The sequence below is a fragment of the Nostoc sp. UIC 10630 genome, from assembly GCF_010747425.1.
GTDB lineage: Bacteria > Cyanobacteriota > Cyanobacteriia > Cyanobacteriales > Nostocaceae > Nostoc.
Genome location: NZ_JAAGOG010000006.1, coordinates 77,470 through 98,709 on the forward strand (window position 1 = coordinate 77,470; position 21,240 = coordinate 98,709).

Consider the following 21,240-nt stretch of genomic DNA (forward strand, 5'->3'; position numbering starts at 1 on the left):
ATTCTGAGTTATTAATCATCATTTCTTTACATAATCCGGAGGATTACAACTTTATTTTGTAGTTATATATATTCCGATCGCACTAGGTCACGATTACAAATGAATCGGGTTGCTCGCCGTTGTGTTTCTTACTTAATGTGTTTGGGATTAGTAGCCACTTTAACAGTTTTTTCATTCTCTTCAGTTTCTTCACTCCCAGTTTATTCCCAAAAAATAATTCCTTTACCTACAGAAATTCGCGGCGTTTGGCTCACTAATGTTGCTAGTGGTGTACTATTTGTCCCTTGGGGCATTAACCGGGCTATAAACCAATTATCGTCCCTCAACTTTAATACAATTTATCCTGTAGTTTGGAACCGAGGGCATACTTTTTATAAAAGTGCAGTAGCTGAAATGACTACAGGCTCAAATACTCAACCTTTTCTCAATTTCATGCACGGTGGACAGGATGTTTTAACAAAGATAGTGACACTTGCCAAAAGGAAAAATTTGAGAGTTATTCCTTGGTTTGAATATGGGTTTATGACACCGCATTATTCACAGTTAGCAAGGCGTTATCCCGACTGGTTAACAATTGGACAAGAAGGTCTCAAGTCTATCCAAGATGCACCACCAGAAGAAATTGATAATAGTTTAGTAAGTAAGCTAGCTTGGTTGAATCCCTTACATCCGCAAGTGCAAGAGTTTATCCGAGGGCTAATTTTGGAAGTAGTCAGGGATTATGATGTGGATGGTATTCAGATTGACGATCATTTTGGGATGCCTGTACAGTTTGGTTACGATCGCTTCACGATTGAACTCTACCAGCAAGAACATAAAGGCAAAAGTCCTCCCATTGACCCTTTTAACTCAGAATGGATGCGTTGGCGAGCGGACAAAATTACTGATTTCATGGCAGAACTCTATCAAGCTGTGAAGGCGGTGAAACCCAAAGTCAAAATATCCCTATCTCCAAACTATCAAGCTTTTGCCTACAAATACTATTTGCAAGACTGGGAGAATTGGGTAAAAAAAGGTTTAGTTAATGAGTTAATTTTGCAAGTTTATCGAAATGATAAAAGCTCTTTTATCGCTCAATTAGAACAACCATCTGTGAAATTGGCTCAAAGTCTAATTCCTGTACAAATTGGTATATCAACGGGAACTGTGCGTAATCCTGTGAAAATGGCACAAGTTAGAGAACAGGTTCAAGCAGTACGCGATCGCAATTTTAATGGTATATCGTTTTTCTACTGGGAGAGTCTCTGGGGTTACATTGTACCGGAATCGCCCCAACAGCGACGCAAAGTTTTTTTTGAGATGTTTAATGCTAGAACTGTCAGACAATTCAAACCAAAAAAACTTTGATATTGTCATTTGTCATTCGTCATTCGTCATTTGTCATTTTCTACTCTGCTCCCATTCCCCATTCCCAATTCCCCTTAATGTCATTCGCGCCGGAAAATACTAGATTTAGCTTTACACTGCTGTGGACTCTCGCTACTTGTGGCGGTTTTTTATTGAGTTTACTTTTTATTGAAGTTGGCGATCAGGCAGATGTTGGGGTGATAGAAGCAGCTATTGGTGGATTTGCGATCGCACTTCCTCAAGGTTGTCTTCTCAAAGAACCTGTATTTTGCATCAGGTGGATTTTGTCAAGTCTTTTGGGTTGGAGTATCATCACTGCGATCGGTATTGGTGCGGTAGGTTGGATTGTACCCAGTATTCAGATTCTTCCTTTGAGAATCCTGTCGGGAGCCATTTATGGCGCACTTGGCGGCTTGGGAATTGGATTGACACAATGGTTAGCAATTCCCCAGCCTGTGGCGTGGCGATGGATATTTGTCTCTTCGGTCAGTTGGGCTGTTGCTGTCCCCGTGGGTTCTGCTGTGGGAATGATTTTGCACGACTTAACGCAACTATTCTTAGGCGAAGTTATGGGGTTAGCTATCACTTGGCTGCTAGTTGGTATCCTCACCGGAATGAATGCTCATAAATTGCGGTCGTGAGTTCCTATTACCCAGCCTCACCCAATAATTTTATTAAGAATTGTAAAATTAATTGTTATAGTATGATAATTGTACTTAAGTATATGCAAAAATCTTGGAAAACTGTTCAAAAAATCATTAGATTTGCCCTCAACTGCAAATGTATTTTCGCCTTCAAAAAGCAGGATTTGTTAAGCTGACTTATATTAGCTTTCCTAGATTTCTGACCAGAAGTAGAGAAAGATTTAATTTCGATGAGCAACAGCTGACAATACTTTGCTATAGGCGCTAAAGTGCATCTACTACAAGCATAACGATAAGAGAGCGCCTAGAAGAGTCAGTAATACCAGAAAGGGACTCTCGCATGAATAAAAATCCAGCAGAATCAACTATGGAGTTGACAAAATTATCGCCCCCTCAAATTATCTTTGGCACGGAAGTAGAGGAGAAAAATAGTAGTGAGCAATTTCTACTGAGCATGTACGATTCTGTGCAGGCATCAATATTTGTAGTAGATGTTCTAGAAGATGGAGATTTTCAGTATGTGGCACTTAATCCCACTCATGAGCGGTGGATAGGCATTCGCTCAGACGATCTCCGAGGCAAAAAACCAGAGGATATTCTTTCCCCCATCGATGCTTGTAGGGTGCGTCAGCACTATGCTGACTGTGTGCTATTTGGTAAAACTATTTCTTACGAACAATGTTTACAATTCCAGGGGGTTACTACTTGGTGGAGTACGACTCTCACGCCACTAAGGGATGCTAACTCTCGGATTTATCGACTGATTGGTACTAGTAGTAATATCACTCCTGTGAAGCAAGCCCAAGAAGCAGTCGGACTCCAGTTTGAACGGGAGCAATTGCTAGAAGCGATCGCCGGACGGATTCACCAATCTGTAGAATTAGAGACAATTCTGCATCAGACAACAATTGAACTGCGGCAATTTTTGAATTGCGATCGCGTTCTAGTTTATCGCTTCCAGCCTGATGGCAGTGGGGTAATTGTTGCCGCAAGCGTTGCCGCAAGCGTCGCTGCAAGCGATTCACTCTTGGGAAAAAACATCATCGATCCCTGCTTTAGTAGCAATCCAGAACACTACGGGCAAGGTTGCATTCAAGTTGTTGAGGATATTTATGCAGCAGACTTGCATCCTTACCATATAGATTTCCTGGCATCTTTGCAGATTAGAGCCAATGTAGTCGTGCCGATTTTCCAAGAGCAAGATATGTGGGGGCTATTGATTGCCCATCATTGCCAAGAATCACGTCAATGGCAGCAAGCAGAAACTGGCTTACTCAAACAGTTGGCAACTCAAATCGGCATTGCTGTGCAACAAGCAGAACTTCGTCAGCAGCTTCAGGATCTCAAAGTCGAAATAGAGTTGCAAAAACAGAAGTACAAAAATCAATTGCAGCAGGTACGAAACTTTGAAGCCTTGGTGCGACGGATGACAGAACAAATCCGCGATCGTCTGGATGAAGCTCAGGTGTTGCAGACTGTCACTCAGGAATTAACAGAGTTACTGAACCTTGAACGTTGCCAAATTGAACTCTATAGCCCCTGTCAAACCCTGGTAACTATTGCCTACGAGTACAGCATCAACAATCTACCGCAGTGTCAAGAACTGACTAGACAGATTACAGACCGTCTGGAAGTTTATCAACCCTTATTGCAAAAACAACCTTTGCAATTTTTGGAAGTTGCCCCTGGATGGCAACCAAAGTTGTTGGTTATGTCCCAGATGGCTTGTCCAATTTTCGATACTCAAGGGATTTTGGGAAATCTTTGGTTGGCAAGACCATCACAAGAGGCATTTGATGAATTTGAAATTGAGTTAGTGCAGCAGGTTGCCAATGAATGTGCGATCGCAATTCGCCAAGCTCAACTTTACCAACAAACCCAGACACAAGTTAAAGAATTAGAAAATTGCGATCGGCTCAAAAACCAATTTCTCCGAAATCTCTCTCAAGAACTGCGAACCCCAATAACTAGCATCAGCCTTGCAGTCCAAACCCTCGAAAGTGTCTTAACACCAGCAGAAATATTAGAGATAGAAATAGTTCCACAACTCTTGCAGATTCTGCATAACGAGTGTGCGCGAGAAAGCAAGTTAATTAACGATCTACTCAAACTCACATATCTTGAAGCAGAACCCGAACCCCCAACATTGATTGCCATTGACTTACAAAGCTGGCTTCAGCCCATTGTCGAGTCTTTTCGAGACCTCACCAACTGTCAGCGACAGCATTTAAAACTGAGTATTGATCGCGCACTCCCGCCTTTAGAGACAGATATCACAGATATGGAGAGGATTATCACCGAACTACTCAACCATGTCTGCAAATATACCCCAGCAGGTGAATCAGTCACAGTCTCTGCCTACTTAAGAGGGGATGCAGTAGAGCTTAATATTAGCAATTCTGGACTAGAGCTTACCAGCAATGAACTGTCACGGATTTTTGAGCCTTTTTATCACCTTTCCAAGCACGATCCTTGGAAACACAGCGGCACTGGGCTGGAATTAGCATTAGTGCAGAAAATGGTCAGACATTTAGGCGGCTCAATTTATGTAGAGAGTGGAGCCGGTCAAACCACCTTCACCATCAAATTCCCCCTTTAATTCGTTTTTTGGACGTATCACTAGCTAAATTCTCAGAAGTTGTGCTATGATGGTTATTCGTGTGGGTGACTAGCTCAACGGTAGAGCAGTAGACTCTTAATCTATTGGTTGCGGGTTCAAATCCCTCGTCACCCACTTTTTAAGTATTTATTTTTTCTCTCAGTTTTCTCTCACTTCAATCCAATGTACCCCTAAAACAACCAATTATGGGTAAATGTTTTGGTTGAGATAAACTTATGATTGATGCTCATAAATATAAGTTTTGTAGGTTGGGTGCAGCGATAGCGTAACCCAACATAAATATGTTTATATATTTAGGCTTAGAAAAAATCTAATAATTTTCAGCGCGAAAATCTTGAGTAATTAGGGCAGCATCATCTTTAAGATATCCTGCTGTCACACAATCATCAATCAATTGCAGGACAAAGGGCCACAGTTCCGGCGCACCTGTTTCTACTGGTGCTACCCGTTTCATCACCTGATTGCGGCTAATGCCATGAATACGCCAAGTCCCACCCTGAGTTTGCTGATTATGCAGCAAAGGCTGTATACGGTCTAAGGCTGCGGCAAATTTGGCGGTGGTTGTTTCTCCTGCTTCAAACTCATCCCAGAGTAAACGCAACTCGTTACCTTGGTCTGCTGGCAAAAGTCCGAATAAACGCAATGCTGCTTGTGCTTCTCTTACTGCTTTGCTGTCGTTACCCTGCATATCGTAACAAAAGGTGTCACCTGCATCAATTTCTACCAAATCGTGGATTAGCAGCATTTTGATGGCATGGAATATCTCAACACCCTCTGGGGCATAATCTACTAAGGCGATCGCCATTACAGCTAAATGCCAAGAGTGTTCTGCACTATTTTCTCGGCGTGACCCATCCATAAGTAGGGTTTGCCGCATTATATGCTTCAATCGATCAATTTCGATGATGAATTGAATTTGTTGAGTCAGCCGATTGATTTGCACCTGAATTTCTGATTTGGTGTGAGGTTTACTGGATTTCAGACTGTAGCTGATTATCTCAATAATTCCAGAGGATCTGCAAGTGATCGTTTTTACATACCAATTAAAAAACGCCTGGGAGTGTTGCCGTGTTTCCACCCCAGGCGCTCTTTATTTTTAACTTGCTCCTCACACAGCTAAATACTATCACTGGTTCAATGAAAAGGCGATTAAAGTCAGTGACACTTTTAAAACCGTACCAACAATCCAATTTTTTATATATAAATTAAAAAATGCCCGGGAGTGTTGCCGTGTTTCCACCCCAGGCATTTTTTATTCTCAACTTGCTCCTCACACACAAATAAACAATATCACTACTTCTATCTGATGGCAAGTATATTGAGTGACATTTTTAAAACTGCACAAGCAATCCAATTTCTGAACAATTAAAAAGCGCTTGGGAGTGTTGCCGTGTTTCCACCCCAAACGCTTTTTATTTTTAACTTGCTCCTCACACACGATTAGATAATATCATTGCTTCAATCATAAAGAAAGTATATAGTGTGACACTTTGTAAACCGCACACTTAATAAGCAATGATTTAGTGTAAAAAGTGACGTACACCAGTTAAAACCATCAGCAAACCCAATTCGTTAGCAGCTTTGATTGAATCTTTATCGCGCAGACTTCCCCCTGGTTGGACAATGGCTGTAATTCCTGCGGCTGCGGCTGTTTTGACGGAATCATCGAAGGGGAAGAATCCATCGCTGGCGAGAGTTGCACCTTTGGCTTTTTCTCCAGCTTGTTCTAAGGCAATTTTAACTGATCCGACGCGGTTCATTTGACCAGCACCTACTCCTAGTGTAGTGCGATCGCTAGTTACAACAATGGCATTCGATTTAACGTGTTTGCAAACTTTCCAAGCAAACAGTAATTCGGCTAATTCGCTGTCGGTGGGTTGGCGTTCAGTCACAACTTGCCATTGGCTAGTATCAGCAATAATGTCATCGCTAGTTTGGACGAGGAAACCACCTGCGATCGCTTTCACTGTATCCTTAGGGCCACTGCTCAAATCAGCTAGAGTCAAAACCCGCACGTTAGATTTCTTAGCCAGGATTTCTTGAGCTTCCGCATCACAACTTGGTGCAACCACGCATTCTAAAAATGTTTTGGTTAACTCGCTCGCCGTAGCCGCATCAATCGGACGGTTGAGTGCGACAATCCCACCAAAGGCAGAAGTCGAATCAGCATTAAAAGCTTTTTGATACGCTTCGAAAATACTACTTCCCAATGCTGTACCACAGGGATTTGTATGTTTGATAATCGTTGCGGCTGGGGTATCAGTGAATTCAGCAATAATTCGGCGTGCGGCTTCTAAATCAACCAAGTTATTGTAACTAAGTTCTTTGCCTTGGAGTTTCGTTGCGCCTGCCCATCCCGTTGGAGTAGTACCAGTTTGATACCAGGTGGCGGGTTGATGTGGGTTCTCGCCGTAACGCAGAGATTGTAATTGTGTGCCGCTAAGGGTGTACTGCTGTGCTTCTGCGAGATAAGATGCGATCGCTTGATCGTAACTAGCTGTATGCGAAAATCCTTTTAAAGCTGCCTTTTGCCGAAACTCTAGGGATGCTACGCCGTTATTTTGCCGCAATTCCTCCAAATACTCGTCATACTGTGCCGGATCGCATAATACAGCCAGATGAGCGAAGTTTTTCGATGATGCCCGTAACATAGCAGGGCCACCGATATCAATTTGTTCAACAGCTTCTAATAATGTCACCCCTGGTTTAGCGATCGTTTCCTCAAAAGGATATAGATTCACCACCACTAAATCAATCGGGCGAATTTGGTTATTTTCTAAATCTGTAATATCTTGGGGAACATCTCGCCGCGCCAAAATTCCGCCATGAATTCGGGGATGTAGGGTTTTGACTCGACCACCTAAAATTTCTGGTGAACCTGTGTAATCTGCAACTTTGGTGACAGGGAGTCCTGCATCTTTGAGTGCTTGGGCTGTTCCCCCACTGCTGATTAAATCAAATTCAAATTCTTCAACCAAGCTACGGGCTAGGTCAATTATACCAGTTTTGTTAGATACACTCAGCAGGGCTAGACGCACCATTGATCAATTCCTTAAAAGTAGGCTAGAAGCGAAGGATCTCAAGTTTTGCATAAGCCTTGGTTCACTTCAAGACCATGAGGAATAATATTGACTGATGTAATTTATATGGTTACATTCCTTAGAGTCAGCACTGTCGAAAATGCTGGAAATAAGAACTAAGTAGGCTTAGTCTCTAATATTTGCGATCGCCTAAACTAAAAATCCGACGAATCTAGCCCCCACAGAAGCATTCATCGATTACGCGTGCATAAGCGGTTAGAAGGAAGTTGTAACGCTAGAGCGATCGCTGTCACATCCAATTAGTATTGAAAGTCGGGAGACGTATGCAATCCTTTATTTGGAATAGAACAAGCATAGGTATCTTGCCAGTTAAAAGACGGGCAAGATTCCCAAGCCATAAGCTGTCTCAAAACAGTATTGAATGGATCTCGTAAATAATTGCTAGCTTTGAGTCGGGCGATTACACCAGAAATACAGTTAACTTGACTAAAGATGGTTGAAAATTGTAAAACAATAAACCACCCATAGATTCAATCAATCCAAGTCAAAATCAAAGATAAATTCGGAATTACCTTAAAATCTTGAGGTTGACAAAGTACCTATACGTTAAAAGCTTTATAGCAGTTTCAACAAGCACAGTTGACAGTTATCCAAAATTACAAAAATCATCTACGCGGATATCCCGCCAAATATCAGAAATTTGCCAACCGGAATTGCCAACAGATTGGACTATGGGATTATCGCGCAATGGGATGTAGTCGGGTTCTCTCGGCTCTGGAATCGCTACTGGTTGCTCATCAACCACAGGGGGTGAAAAATTGACGGTATCAGCTTGAAGATTTTGGTCTTCAGCGTCTTGGATTTCCATCATTTTCTTCAGGGTCAGCGTGTCAGATTTTTTGATGATCTTCATATCTATTAATTAAAAGTTTTCACTCACTGAATATCAAAGCCATTGGCTGAAAAGTCGGATGACAACAGAGTTGTAAAAAGTCGTGGGTAAAATGAGTGTTAATAATTGCACGGAATAAACAAGATACACTAAATCTATGGAAAATACGAGTCCCCTGCTGAGGAATTTCTTAATTGAGTGCAAATCTCTTTTTCGTGCAGATGCCTTAGCATAATTTTGCACAGATGGTTTGAGCAATTTACACTACTGCTTTAGAGTAAGTCCAAGGCCGTTTTGTGTTTTAGACTCAATCAAGCCTGATAATAGAGGGTTAAGAGTTCTCGCTGTAAAGGAGCATTGAGAAACTTGTCAGGTCATAAAGGAAAAATCCTGGTAGTAGACGACGAAGCGAGCATACGTCGGATTTTAGAGACGCGTCTTTCCATGATTGGCTATGATGTCGTCACAGCTAGCGATGGTGAAGAAGCTTTGTCAACTTTTCGTGTAACCACTCCTGACTTAATAGTTTTGGATGTGATGATGCCAAAGCTCGATGGCTACGGTGTATGCCAAGAATTACGGAAAGAGTCAGATGTACCAATTATTATGCTTACAGCCTTGGGAAACGTAGCCGATAGGATTACTGGGCTAGAGTTAGGTGCTGATGACTACATGACAAAGCCTTTCTCTCCCAAGGAGCTAGAAGCTCGGATTGCCTGCATACTAAGGCGATGCTTCCATAAAACTAGTGTCAATACCACTCCTAATTCCACAATCATCCATGTGGGCAATCTCAAAATTGATACAAATAAGCGGCAAGTCTATAAAAATGAGCAACGTATTCGCCTGACAGGTGTGGAATTTAGCTTACTAGAGTTGTTAGTGAACAATTCTGGAAAAGTTTTTTCCCGATTAGAAATGTTGCAACTATTGTGGGGTTGCGTACCAGGACTTCATTTAGACACCCGTGTAGTAGATGTGCATATCTCCCGGTTGCGGACAAAGGTAGAAGATGACCCCAACTTACCAGAGTTGATTATCACAGCAAGAGGTAGTGGTTATTTTTTCCCACGAATTGTTGAATCACAGTAGGAGGAAATTGAAGAAGAATTCCGAATCCAGAAATCAGTGCTTGATTTAGCTCTACGCAAAACAAACCATTAGATAGATGAAGAATTAGTCAGCTGATGGTAGTTTCAGATGATGAAAAGTCAGTAATAACTCCATTGTAAAAAAGTAGCTATTATGATCGTTGTCCATCATCTTAACAACTCGCGATCGCAGCGCGTGCTATGGCTGCTTGAAGAATTAGGGATCGATTATGAAATTAAGTTCTACGAACGCGACCAGAAGACGATGCTGGCACCGACATCCCTGCGTGAAGTCCATCCCCTCGGCAAGTCACCAGTAATCACAGATGCAGGAAATACTGTTGCTGAGTCGGGCGCTATAATTGAATACATCGTCGATCGCTATGGCAATGGTCAGCTAATCCCGCCATCTGGTACACCAGAGCGTCTGCGCTACACTTATTGGCTGCATTATGCCGAAGGCTCTGCAATGCCACCTCTGGTAATGAATCTCGTCTTTAACCGTTTTGGTGTAGGAGACAGCGTAAACGAAGGATTTATCGCACCCCAGATTAAGCTTCACTTTGACTATATAGAAGGTGAACTTCGTAAAAGTACATGGTTTTTAGGCGAAGAATTCACCGCCGCCGATATCCAAATGAGCTTTCCTTTGGAAATAGTCGCTATGGAAGCCGAACTCATCTCAAGCCGACCGAAAATTAAACAATTTATCGAGCGCATCCATGCGCGGCCTGCTTACAAACGCGCTCTTGAACGTGGGGGCAAATACGACTTTGCTAATAGCATTCAATAATTCGGCGTTGCATATTTGCGGTATGGTTTTACCATTTTTGTGGGATGGGGTATCTTGCCCATTCATTGTATTTCCAGGCGGGCAGGATGCCCACCCCACAAGAAGAATCATCCCTTAATTCAGCAATGCCAATAATTTTTGTACCCATTTCAGATAATTAGAAACTGGTTAATGTTGCATTTAGAACATCATCATTTGCATCTTCTTGTAATTCAGTAGAAGTTGCCAGGAACTTTTGGAGTTATTTTCAGAAGTTAGATAAAAAACAGCCACCCCCAATTCCACAAATCCTGCTGAAGCAGCAACAGCTTTTACATTTATAGGCATTAACTAGCAGTTTCTCCAATCAGTGCCGTAGTTCCTTGAACGTCCGGTAGATTGGTAAAGATTGTGGTATCATTGCACCACAATGATACCGTAATTTTGTCTAGATATAGAATTCTATCGCTCTGCCAACGGTAGATTATTTCTGAAAGGAGTTTGCTGCAATGTCCACAACACCAACTACTCGACTAATTTTGGAGACTTTACTCCCCCATCTGAAAGTAGCAGCAGCTTATGCCCATTTTCTTCAACCAAAAATTGCTGCACTTCCTGCTAAAGGGGAAGGAAACAACTTTTTTAGTGCTGCACTTACTGATGCGGATGTGGCTATTCAAAATCTAGTAGAAGTGGTATTACTGGGCACTTTTCCAGATATTCGCTTTTATGGAGAAGAGTATGCAAGTTCTAACAACACCAAGTATTTTCGTGCTACCGAACTCGGTTCAGAAGGTGATTACTTAGTCACACTCGACCCAATCGATGGTACAAAGTTTTACATGGATGGACATTCTAATTACCAAATTATTCTCAGTATTCTAAATGCAGATGACTTTGAGGCCGTAATCGCCATTTCTCCTGCCCAAAACATTTATTTTTATGCCCTTCGAGGTGAAGGTGCTTTTAAAGGGACTCTGGACATGAGCCTAGAAGCCTGTGCCCCATTACATATAACATCTGCCAAACCTGCTATTTTGTTGGGATGGGCAATGAATTCTATTGGACATTTACTAAAAGATCAATATCAAGTAATCGATATAGCAACTGATTACTCTAGTGATATTCAAATTCCTAATCTTAATGGTATTCTCACTGGTGATTTGAGTGGAGCAGTGATTAAATCGGGTAAATTTATTGATGTTGCTGCACTCGCTTTTATTGTGAAAGAGGCTGGTTGGATTGTAACTACTCTGGACGGTTCGACTTTACCGCCATTGCATACTTGTCAAAACTATAGTCTGCCCGGATTGATAATAGCTGCCTCAAAATCTGTTCATCAAGATTTACTGAAAGCAATGCAAAGCCTACCTGTTTGAGGGTAAATAAGTAGTTAATTATTTGCTAACTATCCCTAAACAAAATGAAAATCTGTATTGTTGGCGCAGGTGCAATCGGTGGATATTTAGGGGCAAAACTGGCACTGGCAGGTGAAGCAGTGACGCTAATTGCACGTGGTTCCCATTTAGAGGCGATTCAAAAAAATGGGCTGAAGTTGCTCATGGCAGACGGTTCTAGCCAAATTGCTACTCCGTTTTTGGCAACTAGCAATATTCAGGAAGCGGGGCCACAGGATGTAGTAATTCTAACTGTTAAGGCTCACAGTGTGCCTGCGATCGCACCCTTTCTCCCTGCACTCTACAATCCGCACACAATGGTGGTGACAGCCCAAAATGGCGTTCCTTGGTGGTACTTTCGTCAACATGGCAGTGAGTATGAAGGTACGCGGATTCAATCTGTCGATCCAGATGGGATTATTGAAACTAGTATTGGTGCTGAACGCGCTATTGGTTGTGTGGTTTATCCGGCAACAGAGATAATTGAACCGGGTGTGATCAAACATATTGAAGGCGATCGCTTTACTCTCGGTGAAATCGATGGTAGTAAAAGCGATCGCATCCAATTACTGGCACAGACTTTAAAACAGGCAGGATTCAAAGCACCAATCCGCAATCAAATTCGCACGGAAATTTGGATTAAGTTGTGGGGTAATGTGGCGTTTAATCCGATCAGTGCCCTGACTGGTGCTACTTTGGAGGATATTTGCCGCTATCCCCTCACCCGCGAACTAGCGCGACAAATGATGACAGAAACTCAAGCGATCGCAGAAAATTTGGGTATAAAGTTTGGTATTAGTTTAGAGCAGCGAATTAATGGGGCAGAAAATGTTGGTGCCCATAAAACCTCGATGTTACAAGATATTGAATCAGGACGCGCTACGGAGATAGACGCTATTGTTGGCGCGGTGGCAGAATTGGGAAAACTGACTCAAATTCCCACGCCTTATATTGATGCTATTTATGCCAGCGTTAAGTTGCTGGAGGCAACAAAAGTGAGAATTTGACGAACCACAGAGACGCAGAGAACACAGAGTGAGGAGGAATAGAGAGGATTTTGGTGTTACAGGTATTATCTGCTTGATTTATGTGACAGTTTCAGGTGCAGAATACCGATTATATAATTATCAAGTTTATGAAGAAAAAGAAAGCATGGCTATTAACAATACTGGTTGTAGCAGTAGTAGGAATCAGCATCATTACAGGACATAGTAATTCTTTAAAAGCTGTCTCATCGTTAGGTAAAGACACGCTAACGATGATTACTTCCCCAGATTATCCTCCTTATGAGTTTTATGATACTAAAGGAGGCGATCGCCAAATCGTTGGCTTTGATATAGATATTGCCAAAACCCTTGCTGAAAAACTAGGGTTTAAACTTAAAATAATGGAATCCGATTTTAATGGATTAATCCCTGCACTCCAAGCAAATCGCGCTGACTTTGTAATGGCTGGGATGACTCCGACTCCAGAACGTCAAAAAAATATTGATTTTTCAATTATTTATTACGAAGCTAAAGATACGATTGTCGCTCCTAAAGGTAGCAACCTGAAGCAACCCCAAGACTTATCAGGAAAAAAGCTTGGGGTACAACTAGGAACCATACAAGAACAAAATGCTCAGAAAATTGCTAAAAAAGTTGCGGGTATTCAGTTAAAGCAACTTAATAAAGTGCCGGAAGTAGTTCAGGAAATCAAATCTGGGCGAATTGATGCTGCAATTGTTGAGGATACCGTCGCTAAGGGATTTGCCCAAGCTAACCCAGATTTAGAATTTAATACTATTCCGTCAGAGGAAGCAAGTGGCTCGGCGATCGCTTTTCCTAAAGGTTCTTCTTTTGTAGAACCGTTTAACAAAGTTCTTCAACAAATGAAGGACGATGGCACATTGGCTAAACTAGTAACCAAATGGTTTTCAGAGAACACCACCGCTAACCCTGCATCCTCAACTCCTGTCAAAGGCGGATTAAATCTCGACTTCACCAGAATTCTTCCAGATATTCCTTTTATTCTGCGGGGAATCCCTTTAACTTTGTTGTTTACCCTATTATCTGTAACCTTGGGGTTAATTTGGGGAACAATCCTGTCTCTATTAAAAATTCTCGGCATCAAGCCGCTTACCTGGGTTGCTAATGCCTACACCTCTGTTTTTCGAGGTACACCTTTGTTATTACAGTTGGCATTAGTTTACTACGCAACGCCACAGCTTACAGGCTATGACATTTCTGCATTGGAGGCTGGGGTGCTAACTTTTACGCTGAATTCTGGCGCTTATATGTCGGAAACCATCAGAGGTGGGATTCAAGCGGTGGATAAAGGACAAAGTGAAGCAGCGATGTCTATGGGTGTTCCCTATTGGTTGATGATGTGGGATGTGATTTTACCCCAAGCATTGAAGAACATTCTCCCAGCATTGGTGAATGAAACTATCGGATTGCTTAAAGATTCTGCGCTGGTGTCAACGATTGGGGTAGTGGAAATATTACGTAGCGCCCAAATCGTTGGTGCAAACAAATATATTTATTTTGAACCACTGCTATTTGCAGGGTTAATCTACTATGTTTTGGTAATGGGGATGACTTTGGGTGCATCGGCTTTAGAAAGGAGGTTACGCGAAAGTGAGTAATGTAGTAATTCGCACGGAATTCTTATGTAAATCCTTTGGCAAACTGGATGTACTCAAAGATATTTCCACTGAGTTTTACCAAGGCGAAGTGGTTGCCATATTAGGCCCTTCTGGTTCAGGTAAGTCTACCTTTTTGCGATGCATAAACTTGCTAGAACAACCCACCAGAGGAAGAATCTATTTTCACGACCAAGAAATTACCAATCCCAAGGTAAACATCGCTAAAGTACGGCAGCATTTGATGATGGTATTTCAACATTTTAATTTGTTTCCCCACATGAATGTGCTGGAAAATGTCACCTATGCACCCATAAAGGTGAAAGGAATAAACAAGCAAAAAGCAGAAGAATATGGCTTAGAATTGCTTGCTAAGGTAGGTTTAGAAGAAAAAGTGTCTGTGTACCCATCCAAACTATCTGGGGGACAAAAACAGCGAGTAGCGATCGCTCGTGCATTAGCAATGGAACCAGAGATGATTTTGTTTGATGAACCCACCTCTGCACTAGATCCCGAAATGGTCAAAGATGTGCTGGAAGTGATGAAAGCTTTAGCATTATCTGGAATGACAATGGCGATCGTTACTCATGAAATGGGGTTTGCAAGAGTTGTTGCCAATCGAATTATGTTCCTCGACCAGGGGATTCTAGCAGAAGATACTACTCCTGGCGAGTTTTTCCAAAATCCTCAGTGCGATCGCGCCAAGCAGTTCTTAGAAAAAATGCTTTAGAACATCAGAAATTCGCCGCTTTTTTTGTATTCTTGAAACTTTTCTAAAACGGGGCGATCGTTTGGCATTAACGTCGGTAAGTCCGCCAAATCAAAAAATTCCAGCGCCAGCGATTCTCCATCTAAGCAAGCGAGGCTGCCTGACCATTCAACGGCTCGCAAAATTAAAATGAAGGTTTGGACGCGATCGCCATTGGGATAAGTTACAGTTTCAAAGGCTGGATTGGAAGAAAACCCCACAGCTGCAAAACGCTTAACCGTTAAACCAGTTTCTTCAAAAACTTCTCGTGCAGAACATTCTTCGGCAGATTCGCCTACCTCTGGACAGCCACCAGGTAGCCCCCAAATTTTGAAATCACTCCGCTTTTGCAACAAAATGCGCCCCAAATTATCTTCAATAATCACACGTGCGCCAAACATCAGAAGTAGGCGATCGCCTACAACTTGTCGTAACTTGCCGAGATAAGAGTCTGACCAATTCGCCATAACGAGAAAGTTTGTAAAGAAACTCTAAAGGTAGCAAATAGCGATCGCCTGAAAACAGGATAATGCAGCTGAACAGGTTAATTATTCCCATTCAACCTAGAATTATGGCATCTCCACCGAAAATCCTCGCCTTTGCTGGCAGCACCCGGATTGATTCTTACAACAAAAAACTGGTAAAAATCGCGGCGGCTGGCGCTAAGGCAGCAGGCGCAGAAGTGACTTACATAGACCTCCGCGATTTGCCCCTACCTCTGTTTGATGAAGACTTGGAAGCTCAAAAAGGACTACCAGCCAACGCCCGCACGTTTAAGGACTTGATGATTTCTCATCAAGGATTGTTGATTGCTTCGCCGGAATATAACAGTTCACTCACAGCAGTTTTGAAGAACGCCATTGACTGGGCATCCCGTCCAGCCCCAAATGAAGCACCATTGGCTGCTTTTGCAGGGAAGGTTGCTAGTATTATGAGCGCTTCCCCAGGCGCTCTTGGTGGTTTGCGGGGGTTGGTTCACTTGCGCTCTATTTTGGGAAACATCAAAGTTTTGGTACTTCCTGACCAGTTAGCCGTACCCAAAGCTTACGAAGCCTTTAATCCTGATGGCACGTTAAAAGATCCTAAACAGCAACAATCTATTGAAAAGCTAGGCGATGACTTAACAAAGATATTGCTGAAGCTTAATTAAATTCTTCAATTTGATAGTAGATAGCGAATACCTATCATTAGCACAAAGATGCCATACAGCTTTTTCATCAACTCACTGCTAATAAACGGCTGATTTGCAAACAATGCCCCGAAGAAGTTACCCACGATTAAACCAACTGCAATAATCAGGGCATATTTGATATTAAGATTACCGTTGCGATGGTAAACTAAGGCTGCTAAAATCCCGATTGGCAAAATTTGAGCAGCCACAGATGTTCCTGTAGCTAACTTCTGATCCAAACCAATTACTAACACCATTGCCGGAATCATAATTGCACCGCCACCGATACCAAACATTCCACCAGCAATGCCAGAAACTAAACCGATTAACAACAGTTGGATCGAGATATTAGACATAAAAATGGTTGATATATTGCAAATTACAAATTTACCGTATTAGACAAAATAGATTTGGGTAGCATTCCATGCACGCCTTTTTGAGGACTGTTCACAACTTGAGTAATGTGAAAATTTACAGCTAAACTACACAATACATAAGCATCTTCTGGCGATAAATTTGCAAAGCGTTCCAGAAAATCAATCATATTTTTTAAAGCCAATTCTAAGGCTTCATCTAAGGTTTGGGCAAACCCCATTGTAATGATATGAGTTGGAGTTTCGGCAATTGGTGTTGTTAGCTGTAAATCCTTGCGAAGTTTGAGGGTAATTCTACCATTCATGGAAGTTTCAATGGCAGTGACATTTACTTCGCCATCTCCCTGTGCAGAATGCCCATCACCAATAGAAAATAATGCACCTGGTACGAAAATCGGCAAAAATAAACGAGAACCAGCTAGTAATTCCCGGTTGTCGATATTACCACCGTAAGAACCTGGTGGGACAGAAGTTCGAGAAGTTTCTGGGGTAGCGACACCAAGAATTCCAAAAAACGGTTTGAGGGGAATTTTTATGCCAGCACCCGCCGGAAATTCAGCGATATTGTTGACTAAATCTAGAGGAATGAATCTCAACGCAGGTTGAGGAAACTGATGTGGTAAAGCTCCCCAACCTGTACGAATGGCATTGAAGCCAACGGGTACACTAGGTGCGATCGCATCTAATTGTACTTCTAAAACATCCCCTGGTTCGGCATCACGCACATAAATTGGCCCTGTGAGTAAATGCGGCCCCCCAGCAATCTTGCGTTCTGGTAAAAGATTTTGGCAGATATCGAGAAATTCTGGCGTGATAAATTCAGGTGGTGCTTTATCGTAAACGTAGTAACCAGTATAAGTTTCCACATCAACTGTATCACCAGAATCAATAGTGAGTGCTGGTTCTAGCAGATGGGAGAAACCACCCAGATGCACGGTTTCCTTAGTAGCTTTTAAAATGTAATGAGTCATCGCTATTCTTGCAATATGTCTAAATCACCAAGAGCCGCTTACTACAAAGCTTTAATTATTTACTTACGCTCACTTACTTGTACTAAATAATTCTAAAAACTAGCAGGAGGAAAAAATAATGTATGGAGACTACATTATACCTGATGAAGATTTTGCCGAAGCACTGATTCGAGCAATTCGCTTTCATTACTTGGAAGAAGTTCAAGCTCTTATTTCCGTTCAGCAAAATATCAATTCTAGAGACAGTAGTGAACTTTATTGGACTCCTTTAATGTATGCAGTTTTTGAAGAATCTCTAGATATAGTTAAATTGCTAGTTAAGGCTGGCGCAGATGTCAACATTAGAGGCTCAGATCCAGATGAATTTCCTTTAAATCTATCTGCTTATGCTTGCAATAATGCTTTTTTTCATAGTAATGAATTTGTTCGTAATAAGAAAATTTTTGATTACTTGGCTCCACTAACTTCGCTAGAACTACAAGAAATTGTACAGAGAACTCTAAATCGGAGTAATGAGCTTGATTGAAATAGATAGGATAGGAAAGTTATCGTAGTCGCCCAATTCTCAAAATCTGGAGCTAACTGCATCATCTGCTGATAAACATCGTTATTGAGCCACAGCACTAAAGGAAAAGAAAAATTATTGAAAAACTCCTTGTGCATATAATTAGCAGAAGTCCAAAATTGAGGTAGATTGTATAAGGATTCCAAACCTAGAATCATTAAGACTTTTACCCCATCATTGGATTCTTCAAGAATGACGTTATAAAGATCAATTTCTGATTCAATTAGATGGAAAACTTTAATATCAAATTCACAAAATTGACGTAATTTTTTCTATGAGGGGATCGCGTAGACTTGCATAATTACACCGTGCAAAAATCAGCTTAAACTGACATTGAGAAGCTTGAATATTTTGTAAAAATTCTAAATAGCTAACTTCAGCAAAGTATATTGGTAATTTTAGCTCTGTGCGTTCGTAACTGTACTCAAACTCAGCTACTACATCTATTGTTGGATTAGGTAACAAAAAGTATTGAGTAAAAGTGTAACTTTGATCGGGTTTTAAAATTCTATATTTACGCATAATTTTATCGGTAATGAACTACGCAGTAAATATTACGAATTACAATTAAGAATTAAGAATTGAGCTGATGATCTCAACAATTTGCTAAACTCCAACTTTGGGGATAGTAAATAAAAACAATTTGAGCAGGGAATTTGGAGGGGGTTGCAGAGTGGCTGATGATGAACGCATAGTCAATGCACAACAGATAAATCCAAAAGACTTTTCATGGGGATTATGGCCTGTTCTGCCACTCTACCCTTATGGCAGGCGGCAGACAATCCGCAAAGAAGTGGTTAAGGACACAATCTGGAATTTTGACCAGATTCAGGGCATTTTCTACGTTGTTGTGCCGATTCGCATGACTGTAGTTAAACTCGAAGCGGGAGGTCTTCTTATCTATGCGCCTGTTGCACCAACCCCAGAGTGCATCAGGCTTGTGAATGAGTTGGTGGCGGAACACGGTAATGTTAAGTACATTATTCTGCCGACTATTTCCGGTATAGAACACAAAGTCTTTGTTGGCCCCTTCGCCAGATATTTTCCGACTGCACAGGTATTTGTGGCTCCCCATCAATGGAGTTTCCCGCTAAATCTGCCTCTTAGCTGGCTTGGTTTACCCCCAAAACGGACTCAGGTACTCCCAGAAGATAGTAGCAAAACACCCTTTGCTGACGAGTTTGATTATGCGATGCTGGGCCCCATCGACCTTGGCCCTGGTCGATTTGCAGAAGTTGCTTTTTTCCACAAGCGATCGCATACTCTTTTAGTAACAGATTCTGTACTCTCTATCCCAGACGATCCACCTGCGATCGTTTTATTAGATCCATATCCTTTACTATTCCATGCCAAGGATCGTGCTTCTGATATTGTTGCAGACATTCAGGTAAATCGCCGTAAGGGTTGGCAGCGTATCTGTCTGTTTGCTTTGTACTTTCAACCAAGCGCACTAAATATACCCCAATGGAATCAGGTGTTGCAAGATGCCTTGAAAGCCCCAGAACGCTCAAGGAAAGCTTATTTTGGATTGTACCCCTTTCAATGGAATCCAGATTGGCTGCGATCGTTTGATGCCCTGCGAGGTAATGGGCGGTTGTTTGTTGCACCAATTTTACAGACGTTGATTCTCAACCGCGCACCACAAGAAACTATTGACTGGGCTGATAAAGTTGCTAGTTGGGACTTCGAGTGGATTATTCCCTGCCACTTTGATGCACCGATAAAAGCCCAAGCGTATCAGTTTCGTCAAGCTTTCTCTTTTTTGGAAAAGCAGCCTGCTGTTAGTGGGGGTTTATTCAGCAGTAGCAGCTATCCCTTACCAGAGGAGGATTTTAAAGCACTTAGGGAAATCGATGCAGGTTTAAATAAGTTGGGCATTGTGCCAGCAGCAAAGGAGAAGGTGTAAGAGAATTTTTTGTAACTGCTGTGCTAGAAAATCAGAAATTGCTATGACTGCAAAACTATAGTGGCTCGATTTTTGGTTTATAAATTAAACTTTGGCATTCAATTAGTTTGCAAATTCTTACCAGAGAAATAAGACTAATTCTTTCTATTGACTGTGGTCAAGTTCATAGATTAGTTGGTTAAATTGAGAATAGCAACTATGTAAAGATGAAAAAGATGAATAAGACATTACTAACGATTTTGATGCTTGCACTGTTACTCTTATTCATCATTTCTCCCTTTGCTGCCCTTGCTAGTTTGATGCTGGTAGTGTTAGTTTCGGCATTTTTCTCTTTACTTGGAAACTTATTTCAAGCAATAATTGCTGATGACACCAACCCAAAAGGGTCATAAGGGACTTCCAAATAAAAAAATATCCCATCGCTTTAAGGGCAGGAAGCAGGGAGAGGGAAAATCGTAGTGAAGTGCAGAGATTGGATAATTTATTTTTTGGAGTTCCCTAAAAGCAAAATCAAAATAAAGGGAGGATTTTAAAACTATTTCAAAAATCAATTTTCATCTTAAAAGAGATGCTACCAACTCGGTTGATTATTTCGCTACCAAGAACGACTTCAAAGCCAAACCTTTTATATAAACTCAAGGCTGGATTTGTCGATCTGATACTAAGTGATATTGATGAATAAGATGTTTGGGCTGCTGCTAACAAATGTGTGAGTAACTGCGTTCCTATACCTTTATTTCTATGTTGGGGAAGAATGGCAATAGCTAGTTCAGGAGTTTGATCGTCAACATAGCCATATCCTTTATTTTCACCTGTCAATAGACGCAGCCATGCAGATCCTACTGGCTGATTACTAGTTTCCAGAATAGCGATAAAGCCGCTATCATCTTTACATCCCCAATTTTTAACATATTTTGCCAAATCAGGATTATTTATGGCATCCTGCACTGTCAGATTACCTTCTTTTTCTAGATGCGCTGCTTCATAAAGCATAAGCCAGAGAAAAGGCTCATCTTCCTGTGTCAATGGACGAATAGAATAATCCATAACTCATGCCCTAAAGTCCGCTTTTGTAAAA

The 21,240-nt window shown here is 41.6% G+C and carries 21 protein-coding genes and 1 tRNA gene; 14 read left to right on the plus strand and 8 right to left on the minus strand.

The annotated features are described in order from the left end of the window. Nucleotides 1-99 precede the first annotated feature (99 nt). The 4 genes from G1O98_RS03475 to G1O98_RS03490 all read left to right on the plus strand — a co-directional run bounded on the left by G1O98_RS03475 (nucleotide 100) and on the right by G1O98_RS03490 (nucleotide 4,725). On the plus strand, nucleotides 100-1,347 hold the full coding sequence (locus tag G1O98_RS03475) for a glycoside hydrolase family 10 protein (RefSeq protein ID WP_163927275.1): 1,248 nt from the start codon (nucleotides 100-102) through the stop codon (nucleotides 1,345-1,347). Between the two features lie 77 nt (nucleotides 1,348-1,424). Beyond that, nucleotides 1,425-1,988 (plus strand): hypothetical protein, encoded by a 564-nt coding sequence (locus tag G1O98_RS03480; RefSeq protein WP_163927277.1) that lies wholly within the window; start codon nucleotides 1,425-1,427, stop codon nucleotides 1,986-1,988. Between the two features lie 343 nt (nucleotides 1,989-2,331). Further along, the gene (locus G1O98_RS03485; protein ID WP_163927279.1) at nucleotides 2,332-4,590 is read left to right on the plus strand and encodes a GAF domain-containing protein; all 2,259 of its coding nucleotides are present in this window, start codon (nucleotides 2,332-2,334) and stop codon (nucleotides 4,588-4,590) included. Nucleotides 4,591-4,653: 63 nt separating this feature from the next. Then, nucleotides 4,654-4,725: transfer RNA gene (locus tag G1O98_RS03490), tRNA-Lys, on the plus strand. Between the two features lie 196 nt (nucleotides 4,726-4,921). Here the strand turns inward: G1O98_RS03490 and G1O98_RS03495 are convergent. The 3 genes from G1O98_RS03495 to G1O98_RS03505 all read right to left on the minus strand — a co-directional run bounded on the left by G1O98_RS03495 (nucleotide 4,922) and on the right by G1O98_RS03505 (nucleotide 8,565). After that, nucleotides 4,922-5,554, minus strand: coding sequence for an HD domain-containing protein (locus G1O98_RS03495; protein WP_163927323.1), 633 nt, complete (start codon nucleotides 5,552-5,554; stop codon nucleotides 4,922-4,924). 577 nt (nucleotides 5,555-6,131) lie between these two features. Then, complete coding sequence (purH, locus tag G1O98_RS03500; protein ID WP_163927281.1) at nucleotides 6,132-7,652, minus strand: bifunctional phosphoribosylaminoimidazolecarboxamide formyltransferase/IMP cyclohydrolase; 1,521 nt, start codon at nucleotides 7,650-7,652, stop codon at nucleotides 6,132-6,134. Nucleotides 7,653-8,298: 646 nt separating this feature from the next. Beyond that, nucleotides 8,299-8,565, minus strand: coding sequence for a hypothetical protein (locus tag G1O98_RS03505; RefSeq protein ID WP_175586497.1), 267 nt, complete (start codon nucleotides 8,563-8,565; stop codon nucleotides 8,299-8,301). A 345-nt stretch (nucleotides 8,566-8,910) separates the two neighbouring features. Between G1O98_RS03505 and G1O98_RS03510 the strand changes: the two genes are divergently transcribed. The 6 genes from G1O98_RS03510 (at nucleotide 8,911) to G1O98_RS03535 (ending at nucleotide 15,157) form a co-directional block, all read left to right on the plus strand. After that, on the plus strand, nucleotides 8,911-9,636 hold the full coding sequence (locus tag G1O98_RS03510; protein WP_163927283.1) for a response regulator transcription factor RpaB: 726 nt from the start codon (nucleotides 8,911-8,913) through the stop codon (nucleotides 9,634-9,636). A gap of 153 nt (nucleotides 9,637-9,789) precedes the next feature. Then, nucleotides 9,790-10,428, plus strand: coding sequence for a glutathione S-transferase (locus G1O98_RS03515; RefSeq protein ID WP_163927285.1), 639 nt, complete (start codon nucleotides 9,790-9,792; stop codon nucleotides 10,426-10,428). 488 nt (nucleotides 10,429-10,916) lie between these two features. Then, nucleotides 10,917-11,786, plus strand: coding sequence for an inositol monophosphatase family protein (locus tag G1O98_RS03520; RefSeq protein ID WP_163927287.1), 870 nt, complete (start codon nucleotides 10,917-10,919; stop codon nucleotides 11,784-11,786). A 44-nt stretch (nucleotides 11,787-11,830) separates the two neighbouring features. Further along, the gene (locus tag G1O98_RS03525) at nucleotides 11,831-12,811 is read left to right on the plus strand and encodes a 2-dehydropantoate 2-reductase (protein WP_163927290.1); all 981 of its coding nucleotides are present in this window, start codon (nucleotides 11,831-11,833) and stop codon (nucleotides 12,809-12,811) included. A 128-nt stretch (nucleotides 12,812-12,939) separates the two neighbouring features. After that, the gene (locus tag G1O98_RS03530) at nucleotides 12,940-14,430 is read left to right on the plus strand and encodes an ABC transporter permease subunit (RefSeq protein ID WP_163927292.1); all 1,491 of its coding nucleotides are present in this window, start codon (nucleotides 12,940-12,942) and stop codon (nucleotides 14,428-14,430) included. Then, nucleotides 14,423-15,157 (plus strand): amino acid ABC transporter ATP-binding protein, encoded by a 735-nt coding sequence (locus G1O98_RS03535; RefSeq protein WP_163927294.1) that lies wholly within the window; start codon nucleotides 14,423-14,425, stop codon nucleotides 15,155-15,157. The genes G1O98_RS03530 and G1O98_RS03535 overlap by 8 nt, the downstream gene beginning before the upstream one ends. On the opposite strand, the gene G1O98_RS03540 is transcribed toward G1O98_RS03535, so the two are convergent. Then, nucleotides 15,154-15,642: an NUDIX domain-containing protein gene (locus G1O98_RS03540; RefSeq protein ID WP_163927296.1), complete on the minus strand. Its 489-nt coding sequence runs from the start codon at nucleotides 15,640-15,642 to the stop codon at nucleotides 15,154-15,156. The genes G1O98_RS03535 and G1O98_RS03540 overlap by 4 nt on opposite strands. A gap of 62 nt (nucleotides 15,643-15,704) precedes the next feature. Here G1O98_RS03540 and G1O98_RS03545 point away from each other — a divergent pair, with 62 nt between their 5' ends. Then, nucleotides 15,705-16,325 carry an NAD(P)H-dependent oxidoreductase gene (locus tag G1O98_RS03545; RefSeq protein ID WP_202985782.1) on the plus strand — a complete coding sequence of 207 codons (621 nt, stop codon included), beginning with the start codon at nucleotides 15,705-15,707 and terminating at the stop codon, nucleotides 16,323-16,325. 5 nt (nucleotides 16,326-16,330) lie between these two features. On the opposite strand, the gene G1O98_RS03550 is transcribed toward G1O98_RS03545, so the two are convergent. Together G1O98_RS03550 and G1O98_RS03555 are read right to left on the minus strand one after the other, a co-directional pair. After that, on the minus strand, nucleotides 16,331-16,702 hold the full coding sequence (locus G1O98_RS03550) for a TSUP family transporter (RefSeq protein WP_012412541.1): 372 nt from the start codon (nucleotides 16,700-16,702) through the stop codon (nucleotides 16,331-16,333). Between the two features lie 23 nt (nucleotides 16,703-16,725). Next, nucleotides 16,726-17,691 carry an acetamidase/formamidase family protein gene (locus G1O98_RS03555; RefSeq protein WP_163927298.1) on the minus strand — a complete coding sequence of 322 codons (966 nt, stop codon included), beginning with the start codon at nucleotides 17,689-17,691 and terminating at the stop codon, nucleotides 16,726-16,728. A 118-nt stretch (nucleotides 17,692-17,809) separates the two neighbouring features. Here G1O98_RS03555 and G1O98_RS03560 point away from each other — a divergent pair, with 118 nt between their 5' ends. Further along, a complete protein-coding gene (locus tag G1O98_RS03560; RefSeq protein WP_163927300.1) occupies nucleotides 17,810-18,217 on the plus strand; it encodes an ankyrin repeat domain-containing protein in 408 nt (135 codons plus the stop codon). Between the two features lie 288 nt (nucleotides 18,218-18,505). On the opposite strand, the gene G1O98_RS03565 is transcribed toward G1O98_RS03560, so the two are convergent. Beyond that, on the minus strand, nucleotides 18,506-18,778 hold the full coding sequence (locus tag G1O98_RS03565; RefSeq protein WP_163927197.1) for a hypothetical protein: 273 nt from the start codon (nucleotides 18,776-18,778) through the stop codon (nucleotides 18,506-18,508). Between the two features lie 151 nt (nucleotides 18,779-18,929). Here G1O98_RS03565 and G1O98_RS03570 point away from each other — a divergent pair, with 151 nt between their 5' ends. Together G1O98_RS03570 and G1O98_RS38705 are read left to right on the plus strand one after the other, a co-directional pair. Further along, nucleotides 18,930-20,162 carry a DUF4336 domain-containing protein gene (locus G1O98_RS03570; protein WP_163927302.1) on the plus strand — a complete coding sequence of 411 codons (1,233 nt, stop codon included), beginning with the start codon at nucleotides 18,930-18,932 and terminating at the stop codon, nucleotides 20,160-20,162. Nucleotides 20,163-20,377: 215 nt separating this feature from the next. Then, the gene (locus G1O98_RS38705) at nucleotides 20,378-20,554 is read left to right on the plus strand and encodes a hypothetical protein (RefSeq protein WP_167306175.1); all 177 of its coding nucleotides are present in this window, start codon (nucleotides 20,378-20,380) and stop codon (nucleotides 20,552-20,554) included. Nucleotides 20,555-20,702: 148 nt separating this feature from the next. On the opposite strand, the gene G1O98_RS03575 is transcribed toward G1O98_RS38705, so the two are convergent. Next, nucleotides 20,703-21,209, minus strand: coding sequence for a GNAT family N-acetyltransferase (locus G1O98_RS03575; protein ID WP_163927304.1), 507 nt, complete (start codon nucleotides 21,207-21,209; stop codon nucleotides 20,703-20,705). Nucleotides 21,210-21,240 lie beyond the last annotated feature (31 nt).